The sequence below is a fragment of the Ruegeria sp. HKCCA5463 genome (assembly GCF_013034175.1).
GTDB lineage: Bacteria > Pseudomonadota > Alphaproteobacteria > Rhodobacterales > Rhodobacteraceae > Ruegeria.
Window position 1 is genome coordinate 1 of the sequence record NZ_WQFL01000008.1, and the last position, 20597, is coordinate 20597.

The window sequence follows — 20597 nt, forward strand, 5'->3', positions numbered from 1 at the left end:
CCCTTGCCCCATCAGAACTTCAACCTGCCGTAACTTCGAGACAATCTCTTCGGGCTTCGGTCGCTTGTTTGCCATTCTCAGTCCTCCGTTTCCTAAACATAACGGTGGACCCGTTCAGTTGGGGAGGCTCATATCGCAACTTCAAAGAATGTCTGCCATCCGCCTTGTTCTTTAGAAAAACAAAGTGTTCTGGCGCAAAGAGTTACGGCGCAGCCCACACCGCCGCACATCTTTTGGGGACAGTGGGATTTGGACAAGCCAAACGCCCCTGTCCATCAGGGGTAAGACGCTGCCTTCCCCCTCGGGCAACCCTATTAGACAACACCGTGTCCTCGGCTGCGCCTGCGGGCCGCACCACTATTGTCGAATAGCATTGCCTCGCCCCCATCCGCGTTCGCCACGTGGCAGATCAGCAGGAACAAGCGCCTTCGGCGTCTGATCCGCAAATCAGCCCTGATTATCCCAAATGGGAAGTCAGGATCATTGAAATCGGTCTAGGTGCTGGATGAAGGAAGTGAGGCGAAAATGGCAAGGTTCTGTCGCTGGTGGCAGAACTATGTGTCGCCACATAAAAGGAAAGTGGCGGACCGAGGAGGACTAGGACCAATCCAAAAATTTCCATTATTATGATTTATTTTCAATTGCTTACACTTAATCAAGACCCTACCATTTGCTCAAAATGTTGCGGGATTTGTTGCGGGATGCAATCGCACGATGCTTCTAAACTAGATTGCTGTTAAATGTGCTTGGCGTTTCAGTACCATTAAAATTGGAAGATAGAATGGAATTCACTTCAGTCTTGGAACTCCTGAAAGGGGCTAAAGAACTGGCCGATCTGGCCCGTATTGAGCCAGGCCAGAAAACTGACAAGAGACACCAGCGCGAGATCAAGGAACTCATCGAATCTTTGAGGTTGATCTACTTTTCACCCAGGGGTGTTCTTTCACTCCTAGAAATTATTGCCGACGGCGAATATCCCACTCAAGATCAGATTGAGTTAGTGCTACCAGAATTCAATGACGCCGACCCTTTTGTCCGACGTGCGCTCTACAGGCTTGACCCAGATTTCGAACGTAACAATCGCTCGCTCACCTTGAAGGCACAACGGGTGCTGAGAGAGATTTCCTACGGCAAAGGCGGTGTGCGTTCAAAAGTTCAGAGTCTCTTGAATGCCTCTCTTACTTATTCAGAGCCCGTTTCACCGCAAGAAGCCCAAACTCTTGTTCAGGAAATCAGCGAGTTGAATCGCGCCATTGAGGATGCGGAAGAAGCGCTTGTCCAAAGGATGGGTACTACCAACCTTTAGAATCTCCCACCAAATGTTGCGGGATTTGTTGCGGACAATGTTGCGGGATTTCAGATGTTGCGGGATTGCCTAATTTTTAATCGGAAAATCTAAGGATAACATTTTGTTTTTGCTTGATTTTTCAAACGCTGCCACTTTTTTAGGCGAAAAAGTGGCGGACCGAGGAGGATTCGAACCCCCGACCCCTTGATTCGTAGTCAAGTACTCTATCCAGCTGAGCTATCGGTCCGCGTTGGTGAGGCGCTGTTTAGACCTGCTGCCCGAGACGTGCAAGCCGATTCTTCAAAAAAAAATCAAAAAGTCATGTCCCCGCGCGGAAGGCTGATTTCAAAGACTGTTCCCTCGGGTCCGGTCTCTTTCAAAACCAGATCCCCGCCATGGCCGCGCACCAGCTCCTGCGAGATTGCCAGCCCCAGACCCGAGCCACCCTTTCGGACCCCGCCCTGGAAAGGCGTGAACAGGTTTTCGCGCGCCTTGGGGGGAAGACCCGGCCCCGTGTCGCGGATTTCGATGCACCAAGCATCGTCGTTTTCACACCCCGCAATGGTAACCCGTCCAGGTTTTCCGGAGGCAACCAGAGCCTGTCTCGCGTTGCGCACGAGGTTCATGATGACGCGGTACAATTGTTCGGGGTCGGCGCGGGCCACAAGCGCGTCCGGCACTTCGTTCACGATTTCGACGCAGGCATCGGCGACGGCGAGTTGTTCGCTGGCCGCGACATCCGCCGCGATTGCGCGGATCGGAACCATAGTCAGAGTGGGCGCGGGCTCTTCCGCGCGGCCAAAGGCCAATGTGCTTTCACAAAGGGACACGGCCCGGGTGATGGAATTCACCAGTTTCGGCGCCATCCGCCGCACCAGCGGATCATCGCTGGCCTCGATCCGATCGGTAAACAGCTGCGCCGACGTCAGGATATTGCGCAAGTCATGGCTGACTTTGGCTACGGCCCCCCCAAGCTGCGCCAGCCTTTCCCGCTGTTTGAGCGCCTGGGTCAGGTCCGTTTGCAGCATCTTCAGTGCCTCCTCGGCCTCTCGCAGCTCCGTCACCTTCGAATTCGGCGAGATTATGCCACGCGCGTCCTCTGGCGCACTGGCATAGCGCTGCATGTAGCCGACGACGCTTTTGATGGGCCGCACAAGTACGACGCGTACGGCGAGAAACAGGAAAAACGCCGTGATGATGGAGATCACAAAGGACAGACCGAGAATACGCAACCCGTAGTCAATCATCGCCGTTCGCAACGGTATGCTGTCCATGGTGACTTCGATCAGAAGGCCTGCCCCCTTGACCGGTTCTCCGATGACCCGGATGACTTCGTTTTCGGGTTTGAGAAAGCGGCTGATCGCATCCCGGATAAGAATCCAGGGGCTTGCATCCCGCAAATCGAACGTGCCGGCGATTGGATCGGGAATCGGCGACGACAGCATCAGTTGCCGAACCTCATCCCGTCGCAATACGACATTGTAGACGCCTGCGTTTGCCAGCAGTTCCGCCTCAAGATCTTCGGCCAGCATATCATCCGCCAGCAAAGCCAGCGAGGCGATCTGCGCGCGTTCGAGCCTGTTCAGCAGAAAGTCCTCGCGGAACCGGGCGATCGACGGGACAAAGATCAGAACCTCGGCCAACATGACGAAGACCGTCGTCAGGATCAGAAATCGGCCCGAAAGCGAGTTCAATTTGCGCCCCTCCTCAGGTCAGGGAATCCAGCGCTGGACGAACCTGACCACTCGTTTAACTGTCTGATTCTCAAACAGCCTTGGCGAGAAATAAGCACCCGCCACACGTTTGTTAAGCTCTCCGATCGTCGGATAGGGTGAAACCATGGCGGCGATCTGCCCCATCTTCAGGTTATTGGCCAAAGCCAACGACCACAAGTTGATCAACTCACCCGCCTGATGCCCGACGATTGTGGCGCCGACGGGTCGGCCTTTCACGACCATTACCTTGACGAAGCCTTTGGTTTTGCGCTCGGCAATCGCCCTGTCATTGTGGTGATAGTCAAAACGGGCGATTTCGAGCTTTTCTCCATGCGCCTCGCGGGCCTGAGCTTCGGTCAGTCCGACCTGGGCCAGCTCCGGGTCCGTATAGGTGGCCCAAGGGATATGTGCCGTTTTCGCCCTGGACGGCAGACCGAACAAGGCCGAACGAATGATGATACCTGCATGATACCCTGCAACATGGGTGAATTGCAGACCACCGGCCACATCTCCGATCGCATAGACGCGCCGATTGGTCGTGCGCAGCGCGTCATCCGTCCTGAGGCCGGTTCTCGTGCGTTCAATTCCGGCTGCCTCCAGTTTCAGACGCTCGATATTGGCTTTGCGACCGGCAGCGATCAAAAGATGAGAGCCCCGGTGAGTTTCACCGTTTTCGGCAACGACCTCCACAGCGCCCTCTGTTCCGCGCACCTGAGCGATCATGGCGTTTTCCCGGATGTCCACACCTTCACTGCGCAGGGTATCCAGCACCACGGACGCGGCCTCGGGATCGTCTTTGCCCAAGGCTTTGAGCCCTTCGACGACCGTCACCTTGCTGCCGAGGCGTATATGGGCCTGCGCCATCTCCATCCCGATCGGGCCGCCCCCGATGATCAGCAGGTGATCTGGCCGCTCTCTCAAGTCAAAGATGGTTTCGTTCGTGTAATAGGGCACTGTGTCCAACCCCGGAATCGGCGGCACCAGCGGTGATGAACCGGTCGCGATGACGATGCGACGCGCAGAGATGACATGATCCCCGGCCTGCACCTTTTCAGGGGATAAAAACGTGCCATATTCGCGGATGACCTTCACGCCGAAGCCTTCGAACCGCTGCTGACTGTCCATCGGTTCGATCTGCGCGATCACATCATGAACATGATCCTTTACTGCGGCGTAGTCGACCTGAGGGATTGTATCAGCGATGCCAAAACGAACGGAATGCGCCTGAGCATGGGCCGCTTTGCCACTTGCGATCAGCGCCTTCGACGGGACACAGCCGAAATTCAGGCAATCCCCACCCATCTTGTGCCCTTCCAGCAGGACAACATCCGCGCCCATCTGGCTGGCGCCCGCAGCGACGGACAATCCTCCGGACCCGGCGCCAATGACCAGGAGATCGGTTTTCAACTCTTTCATGGTTCAGGTGCCTCTTTTCGCGCGCAGTGCTTTGAAAACGATGGGCAAGGCGGCCAATACGCACAACCCTGTAATCGGCCCGATCACGAACGGTTCCCACAGCAACGAAACATCAGGCGTTTCCCCACGGTCGAATACACCGCCCAAACCGACCCCGATCCACGTGTACACGATACCTCCGGGGATGATGCCCAGCGCGGTCGTCAAAAGAAAATTGCGGAACTTCACACCGACCAAAGCCGGCACGAGATTGGCAACAAAGAACGGCACGACCGGCACCAGTCGCAGCAGAAACAACACCGAGATTTCGTTTTCCCGCAGACCGTCCTTCAGTTTCCTGACCGTGCCTTCTGATGATTCCAGGCGCGACGTCAGGGCTTCGCCCAAGCCCCAGCGCGCCGCCAGAAAGATCGCCGACGCACCGATGGTGGCGGACACGACATTGAAAACGGTTCCCGCAAAAAGACCGAAAAGAAAACCGCCCGTCATCGAAGCCACCGCGGCACCGGGCAGTGAAAAGGCCACTATGACGATATAAATGGCGACAAAAGCGGCTGCCATGACCCAATAGTGACCGACCCGCCACGCCAGAAGCGCCTCGCGATTGTCCCGCAAGGTCTCGAAAGTCAGGTAATCCCCAAGCGTGAAAAAGCCGACAACGGCAACGCTCAGGATTACAAGCAACGGAATGTGGCGCGCGAAACCATTGCGCGGCGCCTGGCTCGTGTCGGACATCAGATTTTCCGGTTCTTTGTGCTTCATCTTGTGCCCAAGATGCGCTGACTGACGGGCCAGCAACAGGGGGATCACGGGGCCTTGATCTTTGTGGCACCGAATGTGAGAGATTTCGGCGATAAACGGGTATTTTGAAACCTTTTGCCGTAGCCGGTAACAGAATTGTTGCAAAAGCTGCGAAAACCTGGCCGTTGGGGTTTGACTTACCCCCCGCTTGGCAGTAGAGGACGGGCTTCGAACACCACGGGCAGGCGAATCCGCGCCGCACCCGACCGCATAGATTGGAGACGGAGCGATGAAACGCACCTATCAGCCTTCGAACCTGGTTCGCAAACGCCGCCACGGTTTCCGCGCGCGCATGGCCACTAAGGCCGGCCGCAAGATCCTGAATGCACGCCGCGCACGCGGCCGCAAATCGCTGAGCGCGTAAACCGCTCACCGATCAGGTTATGAACATGACGCCGCCGGAGGCCCCTGAGGTTGGTAGGAACCACCCCGGGAACAAGCCCCCGGCGGCGTCCGTTTGTGCATCTGCACCCCTGACCGTTCTCAAGAAGCGGTCCGACTTTCTGAAAGCGGCGCGTGCCCGCCGACAAGGCACGTCTTCGATGATGGTTCAGGCCCGCAAGCGCGCGCCCGGCGAGGGCGTCGGGATTCGCGTGGGCTTCACTTGCTCGAAAAAAGTGGGCAATGCCGTGGCCCGCAACGGCGCCAAGCGCCGTCTGCGCGAAGCCGCGCGGGCCGTGTTGCCCGAAGCCGGCCGCGACGGGTGGGATTACGTCCTGATCGGCCGCGCCGAGGTTACCGCCAACCGCCCCTATGACGCACTGTTGGACGACCTGCGCTATGCGCTCCGCAAGGTGCATGCGGCCGAAAAATGACCTTCCTGTCCCATATCGTCGCCCTGCCTGTTCGGGCGTATCGGCTGATCTTCAGCCCATGGGTCGGTTTCAACTGTCGCTACCAACCCACCTGTTCCGCCTATGCGCTTGAGGCGCTGGAGAAACACGGGGCGGTCAAAGGATCCTACCTGGCCGCTCATCGGATCTGCCGTTGCCACCCTTGGGGCGGCGACGGATACGATCCGGTACCTGACGACAAGCATAACGACCCTTCGTCCTGACCCCTCGTCAGACTTGACCGGCAAGTGCCGCGCCTGAACAGTTGGACCAGTCCAACCCGAGGTCCCGATGAAATCCCCAGCGCGCGATACCCTGCCAACCCACGATGTCCTGAACCAACCGCCCGCGCGCGGCGGCACCGATCTTTGGCTGTCTGATCCGGTCCTGCAAGACGCAGCAAAGACAGCGGGCGCGCGCGCTTTGGAGCTGGCGGCATATGGCAAAACACTCGGAACCGAAGAAACGCGGGAACTGGGGCGGGAAGCCAACCGGCATCCTCCAGAGCTGCGGCTGTTCGATCCCGGCGGTAGGCGCCTGGACGAGGTGCGCTTTCACCCGGCCTATCATCAGATGATGCAGATCAGCCAATCGGCGGGCTATGCCGCGCTGGCCTGGGATGGACAGCCCGGCGGACATGCGACCCATGCGGCGATGGTTTACTTGGCCGGGCAGGTCGAACCCGGGCATTGCTGTCCGATGACCATGACCTATGCAGCAATCCCTGCACTGGCCGCCAATGAACACATTGCCTCACTCTGGCAGCCAAAACTCATGGCCCGGCAATATGATCCTTCGGAAGAACCGATCGGTCAAAAGACCAGCGCGACGCTGGGGATGGCCATGACCGAGAAACAGGGCGGCTCGGACATACGCGCCAATACGACCGTTGCCGCACGCGACGGGGATCACTGGCGCTTGCGCGGGCACAAGTGGTTCTGTTCCGCGCCAATGTCGGATGGGTTCCTGACGCTGGCGCAGGTGCCCGGTGGGTTGACCTGCTTTCTGGTGCCCCGCTGGCTGGAGGGCGAGCGCAATGCGATCCACCTGATGCGCCTGAAAGACAAGCTGGGCAACAAATCCAACGCATCCTCGGAAATCGAGTATCATGACGCGCTGGCCTATCAGTTGGGCGAAGAAGGCGCGGGCGTGCGCACCATACTGGAAATGGTGCACCACACGCGGCTTGATACAGCCATGGCGCCGGCCGGGCTGATGCGTGCCGCACTCAGCGAAGCGCATCATTGGGTGGAACACCGCAGCGCATTTCAGCGCCGATTGATCGATCAACCGCTGATGCGAGCGGTCCTGTCCGACCTTGTTCTGGACTGGGAAGGCGCAGTGACCTTGGGAATGCGTGTCGCGCAGGCATTTGACGGTCAAACGCCCGAAGACAAGGCCTTTGCCCGGATCGGTGTCGCATTGGCCAAGTTCCTGAACAACAAGCGCTGCCCGGTCGTCGTCGTCGAGGCGATGGAAGTGCTGGGCGGCATGGGGTATGTCGAAGACACGCCCCTGCCCCTGATCTATCGTGAAGCGCCCCTGAACAGCATCTGGGAGGGGTCAGGCAATGTGATCTGCCTCGATATCCTGCGCACTCTGGCCCGTGAGCCGCTGGCTGCCGAGGTTCTGGGGGCCGAGTTGGATACGGTGAGAGGCACGGACAGAAGGTATGACACAGCTCTGACCGCGCATCGCAGCCGCTGGCCCGGTCCGCCGCCCGAGGCCGAAGCGCGCTGGTACGCTGAACGTACGGCTCTGCTGCTGACGGCCTCGCAATTGCTGCGCCATGCGCCCGGCGCTGTGGCTGATGGCTTTGTTGCCACACGTCTTTCCGGTGACAGCGGCCGCATTCCCGGAGCAGTAGCCGGGTTGGATACCGGCGCCCTGCTGGCGCGGCTTGGCTGACCCGCCACTTGCCCGGTTGCGCCATCTGCTGTAGGGGCTGCGCATGTTTGATGATGCAGATGATATCCACCCGCTCTTTGCCGGCGCGCCCTCGACCACCGAGTTCAAAAAACTGCGCAAACGCATCGTGCGCCAGACCCGCGAAGCGATCGAACAATACGGGATGGTGGACCCGTCCGCCCACGACAAGGACGGCAAACCGCCACGCTGGCTTGTCTGCCTTTCGGGCGGCAAGGACAGTTATACGCTGCTGGCCGTCCTCTACGAACTCAAATGGCGCGGATTGCTGCCTGTCGATCTTCTGGCTTGCAATCTGGATCAGGGACAACCCGGATTTCCGGCAACGGTCCTGCCAGAGTTTCTGGACCGCATGGGTGTGCCACACAGGATCGAGTATCAGGACACATACTCTGTTGTGATGGACAAGGTTCCGCAGGGCCGAACATATTGCGCCCTGTGCTCGCGACTGCGCCGCGGCAACCTGTATCGCATTGCCCGGGAAGAAGGCTGTTCCGCCGTCGTGCTGGGCCACCACCGCGACGATATTCTCGAAACGTTTTTCATGAACCTCTTCCACGGAGGCCGTCTGGCCACCATGCCACCGAAACTGGTGAATGAAGAGGGAGATCTTTTTGTCTTTCGCCCGCTTGCCCACGTCGCCGAAGCCGACTGCGAGAAATTTGCCAAGGCCATGCAGTATCCGATCATCCCCTGCGATTTGTGCGGCAGTCAGGACGGGTTGCAACGGCAGCAGGTCAAACAGATTCTCGATCAATGGGAATCGAACAGTCCGGGTCGGCGTCAGGTTATGTTCCGCGCGTTAACAAATGCACGCCCGTCGCACCTTCTGGATGCGAAACTCTTTGATTTTGTTAATCTTTCCGTAAACTCCGACGAAAAAGCGGAAAATTTGGAAGAAATACCGCTTCTGCGTTAACGACTGACTCAGACTGGTTTCCTAGGCTCGGCATACCATTCATGCCCAAGGTCAGGACCCGATGTGGAATCATCCTTTCGTCGACCGTATTTTTGAAGCTTTGAGAAACGTGGCATACGGCCCAGCCGTTCTTGCCTTTGTTCCGGCAACAAGCCTGGGGGCGTTCTGGCTTGGCGGTGAACGCGCTTTGGTCGCGGTGGCCCTGGGCTTGCCCCTGATGATTGCCGGTTTAGGCGCAATGGCCCCCAACCCGGCAGACAGGAAACGGCAACAGGGTGGCCTGCTGCCGAATGACCAGTTCGAAACCGTTCTGGCAGAGGTGCTCACGGATAGTCGCCGCAGCGGTGAAACGTCGGCCTGTTTCGCTGTGATCCTGGACGACTATATGCAAATGCTCGATCTGCATGGCCAAGCAGCAGCAAACCATGTGGCACAGCAATTCTGCTCTCGTGTCATGTCCATGATCCGCGCCAGTGACTCCGCGACCCGGATCGATGGAAACAAGATGATGGTTGTTCTGCACCCGGCGCAACAGCTTGATCTGGAAACCTGCATTCAGATGTCGGGACGAATGCAATCCGCGGTCGAAGACCCCATCATGCTGAACGGAACCGGAGTTTACTTGTCCTGCTCTATCGGTTTCTGCCTCAGCAGCAATGTCCCCGACGGCACCGCGACGGATTGGTGCAACGCTGCAAACAACGCGCTGCAAGAAGCACAGCAAAACGGGCCGTCGACGATTCGTGCCTTTTCGTCCGAAACACGTCGCCGGGCTCAGGTCAGAACCAATCTGCGCAAGGAATTTGATGCGGCGCTGGAAAGCGGTGAAATTCGTCCATGGTTTCAACCGCAGATCTCGACGGATACCGGGCGCGTGTCCGGGTTCGAGGCTCTGGCCCGCTGGGAACACCCGAAAAAAGGAGTGCTGGGTCCCAATGTCTTTCTGCCCTTTGCCGAACAGGCGGAGTTGATGGGCAAACTGGGGCAGGCGATGCGGCATCACGCCTTTTGCGCAATGCGCGAATGGGATCGCGCCGGTCTGACCGTACCACGCATCGGCATCAACTTTTCGTCGGACGAATTGCGTGACCCGGGGCTGATCGACCGCCTGAAATGGGAATTGGATCAATGCGATCTGACCCCGGACAGATTGGCGGTCGAAGTATTGGAGACCGTGTTTTCCAGAGGGCCGGATGACGTAATCACCCGCAATGTCACGGGCTTGGCCGCGATAGGGTGCTGTATCGATCTGGACGATTTCGGCACAGGGCATGCCTCGATCGCGTCAATCAAGCGGTTCAACGTGTCCCGGATCAAAATCGACCGCTCTTTCGTGACAAAGGCGGACCAGGACCCAAGCCAGCAGCAGTTGGCCAGCGCAATTCTGACCATGGCAGAACGGCTGAACCTGGAATCCCTTGCTGAAGGGGTCGAGACACCCGGGGAGCACGCCTTGATGGCGCAATTGGGATGTGACCATGTTCAGGGGTTTGGCATCGGCAAGCCCATGCCTTTCGAAAAAACCAAGGGCTGGATCACGTCTCATTGCAACAAGATTGACGGAATGCCCAAAATCGGGCGGCAAACCGGCTGAAGAACCGGAAACTGCGCCACAGAAGACCAATCCGTGACGAAATGACGAGCGATTCCGCTTGACCTTTGGGCCTGCACTCTGTTGAACCCTGCGGGTGTCTTTCACTGCTCAAGGTGGCTGTCCCAGATGGACGATCAGAACAAGAATCTCATCCTCGCAACCGCGCTCAGCTTTCTCGTGATCCTGGTCTGGTTCGTGCTGTTCCCCCCGCCGGAACCCACACCAACCACGGAACAGGCTGAAATCGCCAGCATCGAAGGGAATGAGGTTCAGACGCCCAGCGCCGCTGATACCGGTACGGTCGGCGAAGCAACTGCAAGCGCCACTGAAGCCGAAGCCGAACCCGAGGCGCCCCGCGTCAGCATCGACACGCCCCGCCTGACGGGCAGCCTGTCGCTTGCCGGTGGCCGAATTGATGAACTGTCTCTGAAGGATTACAAGGTTTCACTGGCCGAGGATTCTCCGATCGTCGAACTTCTGTCCCCAGTTGGAAGTGACTCGGCCTATTATGCGCTTTATGGCTGGGCCCCCGGCGCGGGCCTGTCGGTCACGGACGTTCCCGGCCCGAACACTCTTTGGACGCTTGAGCAGGGCGAAACTCTGGGTGTTGACACTCCGATCACGCTGGCCTGGGACAATGGAAACGGCCTCACCTTCCGCCGCACCATTGCCGTTGATGAAGACTATATGTTCTCGGTCACCCAGTCGGTCGAGAACACCACGGACGCCGAAGTCGGCATGGCCCCCTACGGCATTCTGGCCCGCCACGGCATGGGCGAAGACGGTGATCTGCCGGGCCTGAAGAACTTCTTTATTCTTCACGAAGGCGTCATGGTCATGTCTGACGGCGTTCTGGATGAGATCGACTATGGCGATGTGCGCGATTTCGATATCGACCCCAATGAACGCGCACAGGCCGAGGTCTATCAGGTCAAAGAAGGCGGCTGGATCGGGTTCACGGATCACTACTGGATGACCACCCTGATCCCGGCCGAGGGTGCAGCGTTCAAGGCCGCTGCCAAATACGATTCACGTCGCAAAATCTATCAAACGGAAACGGTGCTGCCGACACTGACAGTCGCGCCCGGTACGACGGAAGAGGTCACGACCAGACTGTTCGCCGGTGCCAAGGAGTGGGAAACCATCCGGGAGTATCAGGCAGAAGGTGTTCAGAAGTTCATCGACAGCATCGACTGGGGTTGGTTCTACTTCCTGACCAAGCCGATCTTCTGGCTGCTGCACAACATCAATGCCCTGATTGGAAACATGGGCTGGTCAATCATCGGCCTGACGCTGATCATCAAGGCCATCCTGTTCCCGCTGGCCTTCAAGTCCTACGTCTCGATGGCGAAGATGAAGGAATTGCAGCCGCAAATGGAAGCCCTGAAAGAAGCCGCAGGCGATGATCGCCAGAAAATGCAGCAGGGCATGATGGAGCTGTACAAAAAGGAAAAGGTGAACCCTGCCGCAGGCTGCTTGCCAATTCTGTTGCAGATTCCGATCTTCTTCTCGCTTTACAAGGTGATTTTCGTGACGATCGAACTGCGTCAGGCCCCATGGTTCGGCCCGTTCCAGGACCTGAGCGCGCCGGATCCGACGTCGATCTTCAACTTCTTTGGCTTGCTGCCTTGGGCCGCACCTGCACCCGAAAGCCTGATGGCGCTGATCTTCATCGGTATTCTGCCGCTGCTGCTGGGTATTTCGATGTGGTTGCAGCAGAAACTGAACCCGGCGCCAACCGATCCGACGCAGGCCATGATCTTTGCCTGGATGCCTTGGGTCTTCATGTTCATGCTGGGTGGTTTCGCCAGTGGTCTGGTCGTGTACTGGATCGCGAACAACACTATCACGTTCACACAGCAATATCTGATCATGCGCAGCCAGGGCTATAAGCCGGATGTGTTCGGAAACATAAAGTCCGGTTTCAAGCGGACGCCAAAAACGGACAACAAATGAGCGGAACGGTCTCAAGCCTTTGGCGCCACCCGATCAAAAGCCATGGGCGAGAAGCCCTGAGCCAAGTCACACTCATCCCCGGGCAGACCATGCCCGGGGATCGCGTTTGGGCGGTCGCTCATGAGGCCGCCAAAACCGATGGTTCGGAATGGGCACCCTGTTTCAATTTCAGCCGCGGTTCAAAAGCGCCTCAGTTGATGGCCATTTCGGCCGAATTGCAGGGCGACCGGGTTACATTGCGCCACCCGCAGCGACCGGATCTCAGTTTTGCGCCGGACACCGAACAAGAGGCTTTTCTGGACTGGGTAAAGCCACTTATGCCGGCGGACCGGGCTGCATCTGCCCGGATCGTTCGGATTCCGGGGCGCGGTATGACGGACAGCGACTTTCCATCGATCAGCCTGTGCAACATGGCATCGCATCGCGCAGTCGAACAGAAGCTGGGCCAGACTCTGTCCATTGTTCGGTGGCGCGGCAATATCTGGTTCGAAGGTCTGCCGTTGTGGGATGAGTTTGACTGGCTGGGTCGTGACGTGCGCATTGGCGAGGCCGTGCTTCGCGTACGCGAGCGGATCACGCGATGTATGGCCACCACCGCCAATCCCGAAACCGGTGAGAGGGATGCAGACACCCTGCGCGCCCTGAACAGCTGGGACCATCAGGATTTCGGCGTTTACGCCGAGGTCGTTCAGGGCGGCGAAATCCGCGTCAACGATGAGGTGCAGGTGCTATGACCACGCTTCCCTTCCCCCTGGCCGAAGACCCGGATGAATTCGCCCAGGAGCGAGGCCGCAAACTGTTTGCAGGCCCGTCCGAGTTCGTCAAAGGCGTTGTCGCCATGAATGGCCTTCCCGCCCCTGACCGGTTGGAAGTCTGTTTTGCGGGGCGTTCGAACGTGGGCAAATCCAGCCTGATCAATGCCTTGACCGGCACGAAGGGTCTGGCCCGCGCATCCAACACGCCCGGCCGCACGCAAGAGATCAACTTTTTCACCCAAGGCCCTGAACTCTATCTCGTGGACCTGCCGGGCTATGGCTATGCAAACGCCCCGGTGAAAGTGGTCGAGAAGTGGCAGAAGCTGCTGAAACAATATCTCAGCGGGCGCCAGACACTGCGCCGTGCCTTTGTCCTGATCGACTCGCGCCACGGGGTGAAACCGGTCGATGACGAAATCATGAAGTTGCTGGACACCAGCGCCGTGACATTTCAATGCGTTCTGACCAAGGCAGACAAGGTCAAAGCCAAGGATCGTGAAAAGGTTCTGGAACAAACCCGGGCCGCGTTGTCCAAACATCCCGCGGCATTTCCGGAAATTGTGCTTACCTCATCCGAAAAGGGTGACGGCATCGCGACCCTGCGGTCCATCATTGCGCATCTGGAATAGCTTCGCCCTTGGCAGCGTGGGGCAAAGGTCCTAACACGGTTTTCCAGAAGGACTTTAGCTATGAAGACACGAGATATGAACCGGGACTGGATCGCCACCGCAGCCACACTCAACAGCGCCCTGCCCTATCTGCAGCGCTATGACGGAGCCATCGTCGTCATCAAACTTGGCGGACACGCCATGGGCAGCGATGAGGCGATGGAAAGCTTTGCCCGGGACGTGGTTCTGATGCGCCAGGTGGGTGTGAACCCGGTGGTCGTCCACGGCGGTGGTCCGATGATCAATGCAATGCTGGGCAAGTTGGACATTCAATCCGAATTCGTGAACGGCAAGCGAGTGACCGACAAGGCCACGGTTGAAGTGGTCGAAATGGTTCTGTCCGGACTCGTGAACAAGCGCATCGTACAGGCGATCAATGATCAGGGCGGATCAGCCGTGGGCCTGTCCGGCAAGGACGCAGGCCTGATGGTCTGCGATCAAACGGATGCGTCGCTGGGCTTTGTCGGCACCCCTGCCGAGATGAATCCGAAGATCCTGCATGATCTGTTTTCACATGACGTAATCCCGGTCATCGCCCCGCTTGGTGCAGGCCGCGACGGTGAAACATTCAACGTCAATGGTGACACGGCAGCCGGAGCAATCGCTTCTTCGCTCAAGGCAGACCGTCTGTTGCTGCTGACGGATGTTTCCGGTGTCAAGAACGCGGCGGGCGATGTCGTGACCGAACTCAAGGCCGGTCAGATAAGGGAAATGACCCGCGAAGGCACCATTGCAGGCGGTATGATACCCAAGACAGAAACCGCACTGGACGCCCTGCACAGCGGCGTTCGGGCTGTCGTCATACTTGATGGGCGCGCACCCAATGCCGTGCTGCTGGAGCTGTTCACGGAACATGGGGCCGGGTCGCTGATACGCCCGGACTGATCCCCGCAAGAGAGGAGGAGGAGACATGACACATCTTGCACAGCCTTCCTCTGATCCTGACGCGACGCCTTATGAACAGGTTGAAAACGCCGCCCGTGATGCTGGATTGTTGGTCATGGGCGCGCTGCATCCTCGCCTCGTTGCAGCCAAAGACCTTGAAACCGGTACGCTGATCCTGTTGGGGGCCGGGCCGGAATTCTGGCACGTACTAAAGGCCTCACCGGAATGGCACCAGGCCGACCCCGTTGACCGATGGTCGAAAAGGGTCGTCGGTCAGATGGCCGAAAGGCTCTGCGCACAGGCGTATTTTCCGTTCGGCGGCCCCCCGTACACGCCATTCATTGACTGGGCACTCAAATCTGGGCGGACATTCAGCAGCCCGGTCGGGGCATTGGTGCATGATACCGTTGGGATGATGATTTCCTATCGGGGCGCACTGCATTTTGCCGAAGAGTTCGCCATCCCGGCCCCTTCCGGCGTGTCGCCTTGCGAAAGCTGCGCCGCGCCTTGCACGACGACCTGTCCGGTCAGCGCGCTGAACGCGCAGGAGTTCTATGACGTCGCTGCATGCCACGACCATCTGGGCACCGCTGAAGGTCAAACCTGTATGGCGGGCGGGTGTCTGGCCCGCCTAGCCTGCCCTCTGAGCGCGGGCGCAGGACGCGACCCGGAACAATCGGCCCATCACATGAAAGCCTTTCATCCGTCATGACCCGAATTCTGATCCTGACACGTCATGCGAAATCCAGCTGGGATAGCCCGGGTCTTGGCGATCATGACCGCCCGCTGAACAAGCGTGGACGAAAGTCAGCCCCGGCCATCGCTGCTTGGTTGCGTCACCACGGTTGGTTGCCGGATGAAGTCCTAAGCTCTACATCAACTCGCACCCGCGAGACATGGGATCGCATGGGTTTGCAGGCCGATAAAGTCAGCTTTCACAGCGCGCTCTACCACGCTGATTCAAAGGTCATGCTGCGAGAGCTTTCAGGTGCTACGGAACCGGCGGTATTGATGCTGGGCCACAATCCCGGGATCGCCGATTTTGCCAACCGTCTGGTGCGACAACCGCCAAATCATACACGCTTTTTCGATTATCCAACCTGTGCAACAACCGTCATGTCGTTCGACTTAAACAGCTGGGCCGAGGTCCGATGGCAAACCGGGACGGTGCTGGGGTTCACCATCCCGCGTGAGTTGATCGAATAGAAAAAGGCGGGGCAACACCCCGCCATAATTCTTTCAGCCTTTGTGCAGGTCAGTGACCCAGAATCTGGCTCAGGAACAGTTTGGTCCGCTCGCTTTGCGGGTTGTTGAAGAACTCTTCGGGTTCGTTCTGTTCCACGATCTGACCGGCATCCATGAAGATCACGCGGTTGGCGACCTGGCGGGCAAAACCCATCTCGTGAGTCACGCACAGCATGGTCATGCCTTCCTCGGCCAGTTCGATCATGGTGTCGAGCACCTCTTTGATCATCTCGGGGTCCAGCGCCGATGTCGGTTCATCGAACAACATGATCCGTGGCATCATGCAGAGCGAGCGGGCGATCGCCACACGCTGCTGTTGACCGCCGGATAGCTGACCGGGAAACTTGTCAGCCTGCTCGGGGATTTTCACCTTTTCAAGGAAATGCATTGCACGCTCTTCAGCCTCTTTCTTGGGCGTCTTGCGCACCCAGATTGGGGCCAGCGTACAGTTTTCCAGAATGGTCAGATGCGGGAACAGGTTGAAGTGCTGGAACACCATTCCGACCTCGGAGCGAATCTTGTCGATGTTCTTCAGGTCATTCGACAGCTCGATCCCGTCCACCACGATCTTGCCTTGCTGGTGTTCTTCCAGCGCGTTCAGGCAGCGGATCAGGGTGGACTTGCCCGAACCCGACGGGCCCGCGATCACGATCCGCTCGCCCTGATTGACGGTCAGATTGATGTCGCGCAGCACGTGGAAGGACCCGTACCACTTGTTCATTTGGTTGATTTCGATGGCGACCTCGTCGCTCACCTGCATCTTGGAGCGGTCGATTTCGCGGTCGATTGCAAGTTCAGACATGTGTTGAACTCCTTAACGATGATCTGTGGCAAGGCGACGCTCGAGCCACTGAGAATATTGAGAGATGCCGTAGCAGACGACGAAGAACAGAAGCGCGGCAAAGCCCAGAAGCTCCCAGTAGACGCCGTTCCATTCGGTCGACGCCAGGATGGGTCCCCGGATCATGCCCACCAGATCGAACATCGAAATGACCGAAACCAGTGTCGTATCCTTGAACAGGCCCACGGCCACGTTCACAATCCCGGGGATCGAGATCTTCAGCGCCTGCGGCAGGATGATAAGCCGCATCGCCTGCGGATAATCCAACCCAAGACTGTCTGCGGCCTCGTACTGCCCGCGCGGAAGCGCTGCCAGACCGCCGCGGATCACCTCGGCGATATAGGCGGACGAGAACATGGTGATCATGATCACAACGCGCAGGAACAGGTCGACCGTGCTGTCAGGCGGGAAGAAATAGGCCAGCATCACCGAAGCCACAAACAGCAGCGTGATCAGAGGCACGCCGCGGATGAACTCGATGAAGATGACGCAGACCCACTTGATCAGCGGCATGTTCGACTGTCGCCCCAAGGCCAGTGCGATCCCAAGTGGTACCGACAGCGACACACAGGTTACGCCCAGCATCATGTTCAGCATGAAACCGCCCAAATCACGGCTGGGAACGGCCGTCAGCCACGCATTCTCTGATGCGCCTTCCGGGATCAGGGCCCCTCCGACGTTCCAGATGACCAGTGCCGTCACAATTGCGCCGAAGAACCCGGCGGCAAAGTTGTTGTTGCCCAGCTTCTGGAAGACACCACCGGCGGCTATGCAGCCAACAAGCGCAACCAGAGGCACGAGGATCGTGCCACCCCAGATCAGCCAGAAAGCCAGGAAGGGATAGACCGCAGTGAACAACAGCATCTTGCGAGGCAAGTCAAAGAAAAGCACCGGCGCAATCGCTACCAGCATCAGCACAAAGGCCAGGTTCGGCCGCCAATAGGCATCGACGGGGTACTTGAACCCATAGATCAGCTGCGGCCAGCGTTCCGTCAGAACCGCGAAACAGGCTCCGGTCTTGTCCCCCAGAATCTCGCGGCATTCCGCGAGCGAGTTGGCATTCCACACTCCGTTCAGAATCCATGGCAAGGTATTCTTGAGAAGAATGTAGATCAGGATCAGCGACAGAACTGTCAGGATCGAATTGACGACCCCTGAAAACAGATTCTCGCGCAGCCATTTGATGACGCCTGTCTCATTTGCCGGCGGCGGTGAGGGCGGGATGGTGCCTTCGGCCACGAAGGCGATCGGGTTTGTTGCTTGATCACTCATGGCTCAGCGCTCCTTCAGCTTGACGGAAGCGTTGTAGATGTTCATCCCCGTCGAAATCAGCAGCGAGGCCGTGAGGTAGAACAACATCAGCAGCAGAACGCATTCAATCGCCCGGCCGGTCTGGTTCAGGGTAATACCACCCAGTGTTGCGGTGATATCCGCATAGCCAACGGCGATCGCGAGAGACGAGTTCTTGGTGATATTCAGATACTGCGAGATCAGCGGCGGGATGATGACCCGCAATGCCTGGGGCAGGATGACCAGTTTCATGATCCGTCCCTGACGCAGGCCCAACGCGGCGGCCGCCTCGGTCTGACCTTTGCTGATCGCCTGAATACCCGCACGCACGTTTTCCGCGATAAAGGCACCGGTATAGATCGACAGGGCAAACCACAGCGCAATCAAAGGACCACCGGCATTCAGTCCACCGCTGAAGTTAAAGCGCTTCAGCTCGGGGACATCCCAGGTCAGGCCCATGATGATCATCAACAGCACAAAAGGCACCAGCCAGATTGCCAGTTTCGGCAACAGCGTCGCGGGGCGCTCGCCAGTTTCTTCCTGCTTCTTGGTCGCGCGTTTTTCGACTTCGCCACTGACGAACCACGATCCGATCAGGACGGCGATGACCAGCAACCAGTTCAGGGCTGTCGATGCAAACAGGCCATTGGCGAACTCGGGACGGGGAAAATAAATGCCTCGATTGGTAAAGGCAAAGGACCCAAACAGCATTGAAGACGTCGGGTTTTCCCCCCGGAACGCACTGGGCGCCGGCAGCACGGCCGTCATGATCGTAAAGATGATGATGATCCAGATCAGAACCGGGATGTTCCGGAAGATCTCGACATATACTGCCATCAGCTTCGACACGAGCCAGTTGTTCGACAGTCTCAGAACACCCGCGATCACACCGAAAACCGTTGCGGTGATACAGGCCAGGAAGGCCACGAGCAGTGTGTTCAGCAAACCGACAAGTGCCGCGCGTGCATGCGATGACTGACTGTCATATTCAACAAGACGCTGGTTGATGTCGTACCCGGCGGAATCGCCGAGGAAAGCATAGGAAATATTGAGCCCTGCGGCCCTGAGGTTCTGGATCAGGTTGTTGCCCAGATACCAGATGGAAAGCGCAATGACGATGGCCGCAATCACCTGAAATGTAAGAGAGCGATAGCGGGTATCGTTTATGAGCATAGACAACCGAAAATCAGCTTTCGGTGGGTCAGTCATAGTCGACATATTTTGGGATCCCCGTGGCTTGCGAGCTGTTTCATTTCGGCGAGGTTTTCCCCGCTCTGCATCTGCCCGCAGCAATTTATTGTAGAAGAGGGCGCAGGTTGCCCCGCGCCCTCTTCCATTGATGCCTTAACGGAACGGCGGCGAGTACAGCAGGCCGCCTTCGGTCCACTGTGCGTTCAGGCCGCGCGCCAGGCCGATCGGTGTTTCTTCACCGATGTTCTTGGCGAAGATTTCACCATAGTTGCCGCCAGCTTTGATCGCTTTGGCCGCCCAGTCGGCGTCCAGACCCAGCATTTCACCCAGAGTGCCTTCTGTACCCAGCAGGCGGTTGATTTCCGGGTTGTCGGTACCGGCGCTCAGCTCGTCGATATTTGCCGAGGTCACACCCAGCTCTTCAGCCGAAATCAGTGCGTTCAGGGTCCAGCGGACAACGTCGCCCCACTCGTGGTCGCCATGACGGACCAGCGGGCCCAGCGGCTCTTTCGAGATGATTTCGGGCAGCAGGATGTGCTCGTCCGGCGCTTCGAAGGTGGCGCGGGTTGCGGCCAGGCCCGATGCATCGGTGGTGTAAACGTCACATGCACCGGCCAGGTACTGCTGCTGCGCTTCGGCGTTGGTTTCGATCGGAACCGGCTCGTAGCTGATGTTGTTGGCACGGAAGAAATCGGCCAGATTCAGCTCGGTGGTGGTGCCGGTCTGGATGCAGACACGGGCGCCGTCCAGTTCCTTGGCCGAGCTGACGCCCAGCGCCTTGGGAACCATGAAGCCCTGACCGTCATAGTAGTTCACGCCGGTGAATTCGAACTTCAGGTCGACGTCGCGGCTGAAGGTCCAGGTGGTGTTTCTTGCCAGCATGTCGATCTCGCCCGAGGCCAGAGCGGTAAAGCGTGTCTTACCAGTGGTCGGAACGAATTCAACGGCGTTGGCGTCACCCAGAACGGCAGCAGCAACGGCGCGGCACAGCGATACGTCAAAGCCCTGCCATTCGCCATTGGCGTCGGGCGCAGCAAAACCAACCAGACCGGTGGTCACACCACAATTCAGCTTGCCGCGTGCTTTAACGTCGTCAACGGTCCCTGCCATGGCTGCGCCAGCAGCAAGACCGGCAATCGTTGCCGCGCCCAAGAATACGGATTTTTTCATTTTTACCTCTTCCTGATTTTCCGCCCCGTCCGAGACGGCTCTGCCCGGCAAGTGGATGCCGGATAGGTTACCCCAAAGGTGTCTCCCCTTTAGTGGCACTGAGT

Annotated in this window: 20 protein-coding genes and 1 tRNA gene; 13 read left to right on the forward strand and 8 right to left on the reverse strand. The window is 58.2% G+C overall.

Annotated elements, in window-relative coordinates; genetic code table 11:
- Positions 1–781 precede the first annotated feature (781 nt).
- Positions 782–1306: a hypothetical protein gene (locus GOW09_RS16205; RefSeq protein WP_171119621.1), complete on the forward strand. Its 525-nt coding sequence runs from the start codon at positions 782–784 to the stop codon at positions 1304–1306.
- A gap of 152 nt (positions 1307–1458) precedes the next feature.
- Here the strand turns inward: GOW09_RS16205 and GOW09_RS16210 are convergent.
- From GOW09_RS16210 to GOW09_RS16225, 4 genes are all read right to left on the reverse strand, one after another.
- Positions 1459–1535 (reverse strand) — tRNA-Arg (locus GOW09_RS16210).
- Between the two features lie 64 nt (positions 1536–1599).
- The gene (locus GOW09_RS16215; RefSeq protein ID WP_253283963.1) at positions 1600–2982 is read right to left on the reverse strand and encodes a HAMP domain-containing sensor histidine kinase; all 1383 of its coding nucleotides are present in this window, start codon (positions 2980–2982) and stop codon (positions 1600–1602) included.
- Positions 2983–3000: 18 nt separating this feature from the next.
- The gene (locus tag GOW09_RS16220) at positions 3001–4419 is read right to left on the reverse strand and encodes an NAD(P)/FAD-dependent oxidoreductase (protein WP_171119622.1); all 1419 of its coding nucleotides are present in this window, start codon (positions 4417–4419) and stop codon (positions 3001–3003) included.
- A 3-nt stretch (positions 4420–4422) separates the two neighbouring features.
- Complete coding sequence (locus GOW09_RS16225) at positions 4423–5154, reverse strand: TVP38/TMEM64 family protein (protein WP_171119623.1); 732 nt, start codon at positions 5152–5154, stop codon at positions 4423–4425.
- A gap of 295 nt (positions 5155–5449) precedes the next feature.
- On the opposite strand from GOW09_RS16225, the gene rpmH reads away from it, so the two are divergent.
- From rpmH to GOW09_RS16285, 12 genes are all read left to right on the forward strand, one after another.
- Complete coding sequence (gene rpmH, locus GOW09_RS16230) at positions 5450–5584, forward strand: 50S ribosomal protein L34 (RefSeq protein WP_005980833.1); 135 nt, start codon at positions 5450–5452, stop codon at positions 5582–5584.
- A 25-nt stretch (positions 5585–5609) separates the two neighbouring features.
- Positions 5610–6035, forward strand: a complete 426-nt coding sequence (gene rnpA, locus GOW09_RS16235; RefSeq protein ID WP_171119624.1) for a ribonuclease P protein component — start codon at positions 5610–5612, stop codon at positions 6033–6035.
- Complete coding sequence (gene yidD, locus GOW09_RS16240; RefSeq protein WP_152456928.1) at positions 6032–6277, forward strand: membrane protein insertion efficiency factor YidD; 246 nt, start codon at positions 6032–6034, stop codon at positions 6275–6277. Before rnpA ends, yidD begins: the two co-directional genes overlap by 4 nt.
- A 67-nt stretch (positions 6278–6344) precedes the next feature.
- Positions 6345–7961: an acyl-CoA dehydrogenase family protein gene (locus tag GOW09_RS16245; protein ID WP_171119625.1), complete on the forward strand. Its 1617-nt coding sequence runs from the start codon at positions 6345–6347 to the stop codon at positions 7959–7961.
- Between the two features lie 43 nt (positions 7962–8004).
- Positions 8005–8898, forward strand: a complete 894-nt coding sequence (gene ttcA, locus GOW09_RS16250) for a tRNA 2-thiocytidine(32) synthetase TtcA (protein ID WP_171119626.1) — start codon at positions 8005–8007, stop codon at positions 8896–8898.
- Between the two features lie 61 nt (positions 8899–8959).
- Positions 8960–10492 carry a bifunctional diguanylate cyclase/phosphodiesterase gene (locus tag GOW09_RS16255; protein ID WP_171119627.1) on the forward strand — a complete coding sequence of 511 codons (1533 nt, stop codon included), beginning with the start codon at positions 8960–8962 and terminating at the stop codon, positions 10490–10492.
- A gap of 126 nt (positions 10493–10618) precedes the next feature.
- Positions 10619–12448, forward strand: coding sequence for a membrane protein insertase YidC (yidC, locus tag GOW09_RS16260; protein ID WP_171119628.1), 1830 nt, complete (start codon positions 10619–10621; stop codon positions 12446–12448).
- Positions 12445–13182: an MOSC domain-containing protein gene (locus GOW09_RS16265; protein ID WP_171119629.1), complete on the forward strand. Its 738-nt coding sequence runs from the start codon at positions 12445–12447 to the stop codon at positions 13180–13182. Before yidC ends, GOW09_RS16265 begins: the two co-directional genes overlap by 4 nt.
- Positions 13179–13832: a ribosome biogenesis GTP-binding protein YihA/YsxC gene (yihA, locus tag GOW09_RS16270; RefSeq protein WP_171119630.1), complete on the forward strand. Its 654-nt coding sequence runs from the start codon at positions 13179–13181 to the stop codon at positions 13830–13832. Before GOW09_RS16265 ends, yihA begins: the two co-directional genes overlap by 4 nt.
- 60 nt (positions 13833–13892) lie before the next feature.
- Positions 13893–14756 carry an acetylglutamate kinase gene (gene argB, locus GOW09_RS16275; RefSeq protein WP_171119631.1) on the forward strand — a complete coding sequence of 288 codons (864 nt, stop codon included), beginning with the start codon at positions 13893–13895 and terminating at the stop codon, positions 14754–14756.
- Between the two features lie 25 nt (positions 14757–14781).
- Positions 14782–15468 carry a ferredoxin gene (locus GOW09_RS16280; RefSeq protein ID WP_171119632.1) on the forward strand — a complete coding sequence of 229 codons (687 nt, stop codon included), beginning with the start codon at positions 14782–14784 and terminating at the stop codon, positions 15466–15468.
- Positions 15465–15962, forward strand: a complete 498-nt coding sequence (locus GOW09_RS16285; protein ID WP_171119633.1) for a histidine phosphatase family protein — start codon at positions 15465–15467, stop codon at positions 15960–15962. Before GOW09_RS16280 ends, GOW09_RS16285 begins: the two co-directional genes overlap by 4 nt.
- A 49-nt stretch (positions 15963–16011) precedes the next feature.
- Here the strand turns inward: GOW09_RS16285 and GOW09_RS16290 are convergent, their stop codons facing one another.
- The 4 genes from GOW09_RS16290 to GOW09_RS16305 form a co-directional block, all read right to left on the reverse strand.
- Entirely contained in the window at positions 16012–16803 is a 792-nt protein-coding gene (locus GOW09_RS16290; RefSeq protein WP_171119634.1) for an amino acid ABC transporter ATP-binding protein, read from the reverse strand.
- A 12-nt stretch (positions 16804–16815) separates the two neighbouring features.
- Entirely contained in the window at positions 16816–18114 is a 1299-nt protein-coding gene (locus GOW09_RS16295) for an amino acid ABC transporter permease (protein WP_171119635.1), read from the reverse strand.
- Between the two features lie 3 nt (positions 18115–18117).
- Positions 18118–19350, reverse strand: a complete 1233-nt coding sequence (locus tag GOW09_RS16300; RefSeq protein ID WP_152456917.1) for an amino acid ABC transporter permease — start codon at positions 19348–19350, stop codon at positions 18118–18120.
- Positions 19351–19476: 126 nt separating this feature from the next.
- Positions 19477–20493: an amino acid ABC transporter substrate-binding protein gene (locus GOW09_RS16305; protein WP_170346448.1), complete on the reverse strand. Its 1017-nt coding sequence runs from the start codon at positions 20491–20493 to the stop codon at positions 19477–19479.
- Positions 20494–20597: the final 104 nt, after the last annotated feature.

Bases quoted from the DNA above. Each gene is read 5' to 3' on its own strand.
- GOW09_RS16305 (WP_170346448.1), bottom strand. From the start codon at position 20,493: ATGAAAAAATCCGTATTCTTGGGCGCGGCAACGATTGCCGGTCTTGCT.
- GOW09_RS16255 (WP_171119627.1), top strand. From the start codon at position 8,960: ATGTGGAATCATCCTTTCGTCGACCGTATTTTTGAAGCTTTGAGAAAC.
- yidD (WP_152456928.1), top strand. From the start codon at position 6,032: ATGACCTTCCTGTCCCATATCGTCGCCCTGCCTGTTCGGGCGTATCGG.
- GOW09_RS16300 (WP_152456917.1), bottom strand. From the start codon at position 19,350: ATGTCGACTATGACTGACCCACCGAAAGCTGATTTTCGGTTGTCTATG.
- GOW09_RS16295 (WP_171119635.1), bottom strand. From the start codon at position 18,114: ATGAGTGATCAAGCAACAAACCCGATCGCCTTCGTGGCCGAAGGCACC.
- rpmH (WP_005980833.1), top strand. From the start codon at position 5,450: ATGAAACGCACCTATCAGCCTTCGAACCTGGTTCGCAAACGCCGCCAC.
- rnpA (WP_171119624.1), top strand. From the start codon at position 5,610: ATGACGCCGCCGGAGGCCCCTGAGGTTGGTAGGAACCACCCCGGGAAC.
- yihA (WP_171119630.1), top strand. From the start codon at position 13,179: ATGACCACGCTTCCCTTCCCCCTGGCCGAAGACCCGGATGAATTCGCC.
- GOW09_RS16285 (WP_171119633.1), top strand. From the start codon at position 15,465: ATGACCCGAATTCTGATCCTGACACGTCATGCGAAATCCAGCTGGGAT.
- GOW09_RS16290 (WP_171119634.1), bottom strand. From the start codon at position 16,803: ATGTCTGAACTTGCAATCGACCGCGAAATCGACCGCTCCAAGATGCAG.
- GOW09_RS16265 (WP_171119629.1), top strand. From the start codon at position 12,445: ATGAGCGGAACGGTCTCAAGCCTTTGGCGCCACCCGATCAAAAGCCAT.
- yidC (WP_171119628.1), top strand. From the start codon at position 10,619: ATGGACGATCAGAACAAGAATCTCATCCTCGCAACCGCGCTCAGCTTT.
- GOW09_RS16225 (WP_171119623.1), bottom strand. From the start codon at position 5,154: ATGTCCGACACGAGCCAGGCGCCGCGCAATGGTTTCGCGCGCCACATT.
- GOW09_RS16205 (WP_171119621.1), top strand. From the start codon at position 782: ATGGAATTCACTTCAGTCTTGGAACTCCTGAAAGGGGCTAAAGAACTG.
- GOW09_RS16245 (WP_171119625.1), top strand. From the start codon at position 6,345: ATGAAATCCCCAGCGCGCGATACCCTGCCAACCCACGATGTCCTGAAC.
- GOW09_RS16220 (WP_171119622.1), bottom strand. From the start codon at position 4,419: ATGAAAGAGTTGAAAACCGATCTCCTGGTCATTGGCGCCGGGTCCGGA.
- argB (WP_171119631.1), top strand. From the start codon at position 13,893: ATGAAGACACGAGATATGAACCGGGACTGGATCGCCACCGCAGCCACA.
- ttcA (WP_171119626.1), top strand. From the start codon at position 8,005: ATGTTTGATGATGCAGATGATATCCACCCGCTCTTTGCCGGCGCGCCC.
- GOW09_RS16280 (WP_171119632.1), top strand. From the start codon at position 14,782: ATGACACATCTTGCACAGCCTTCCTCTGATCCTGACGCGACGCCTTAT.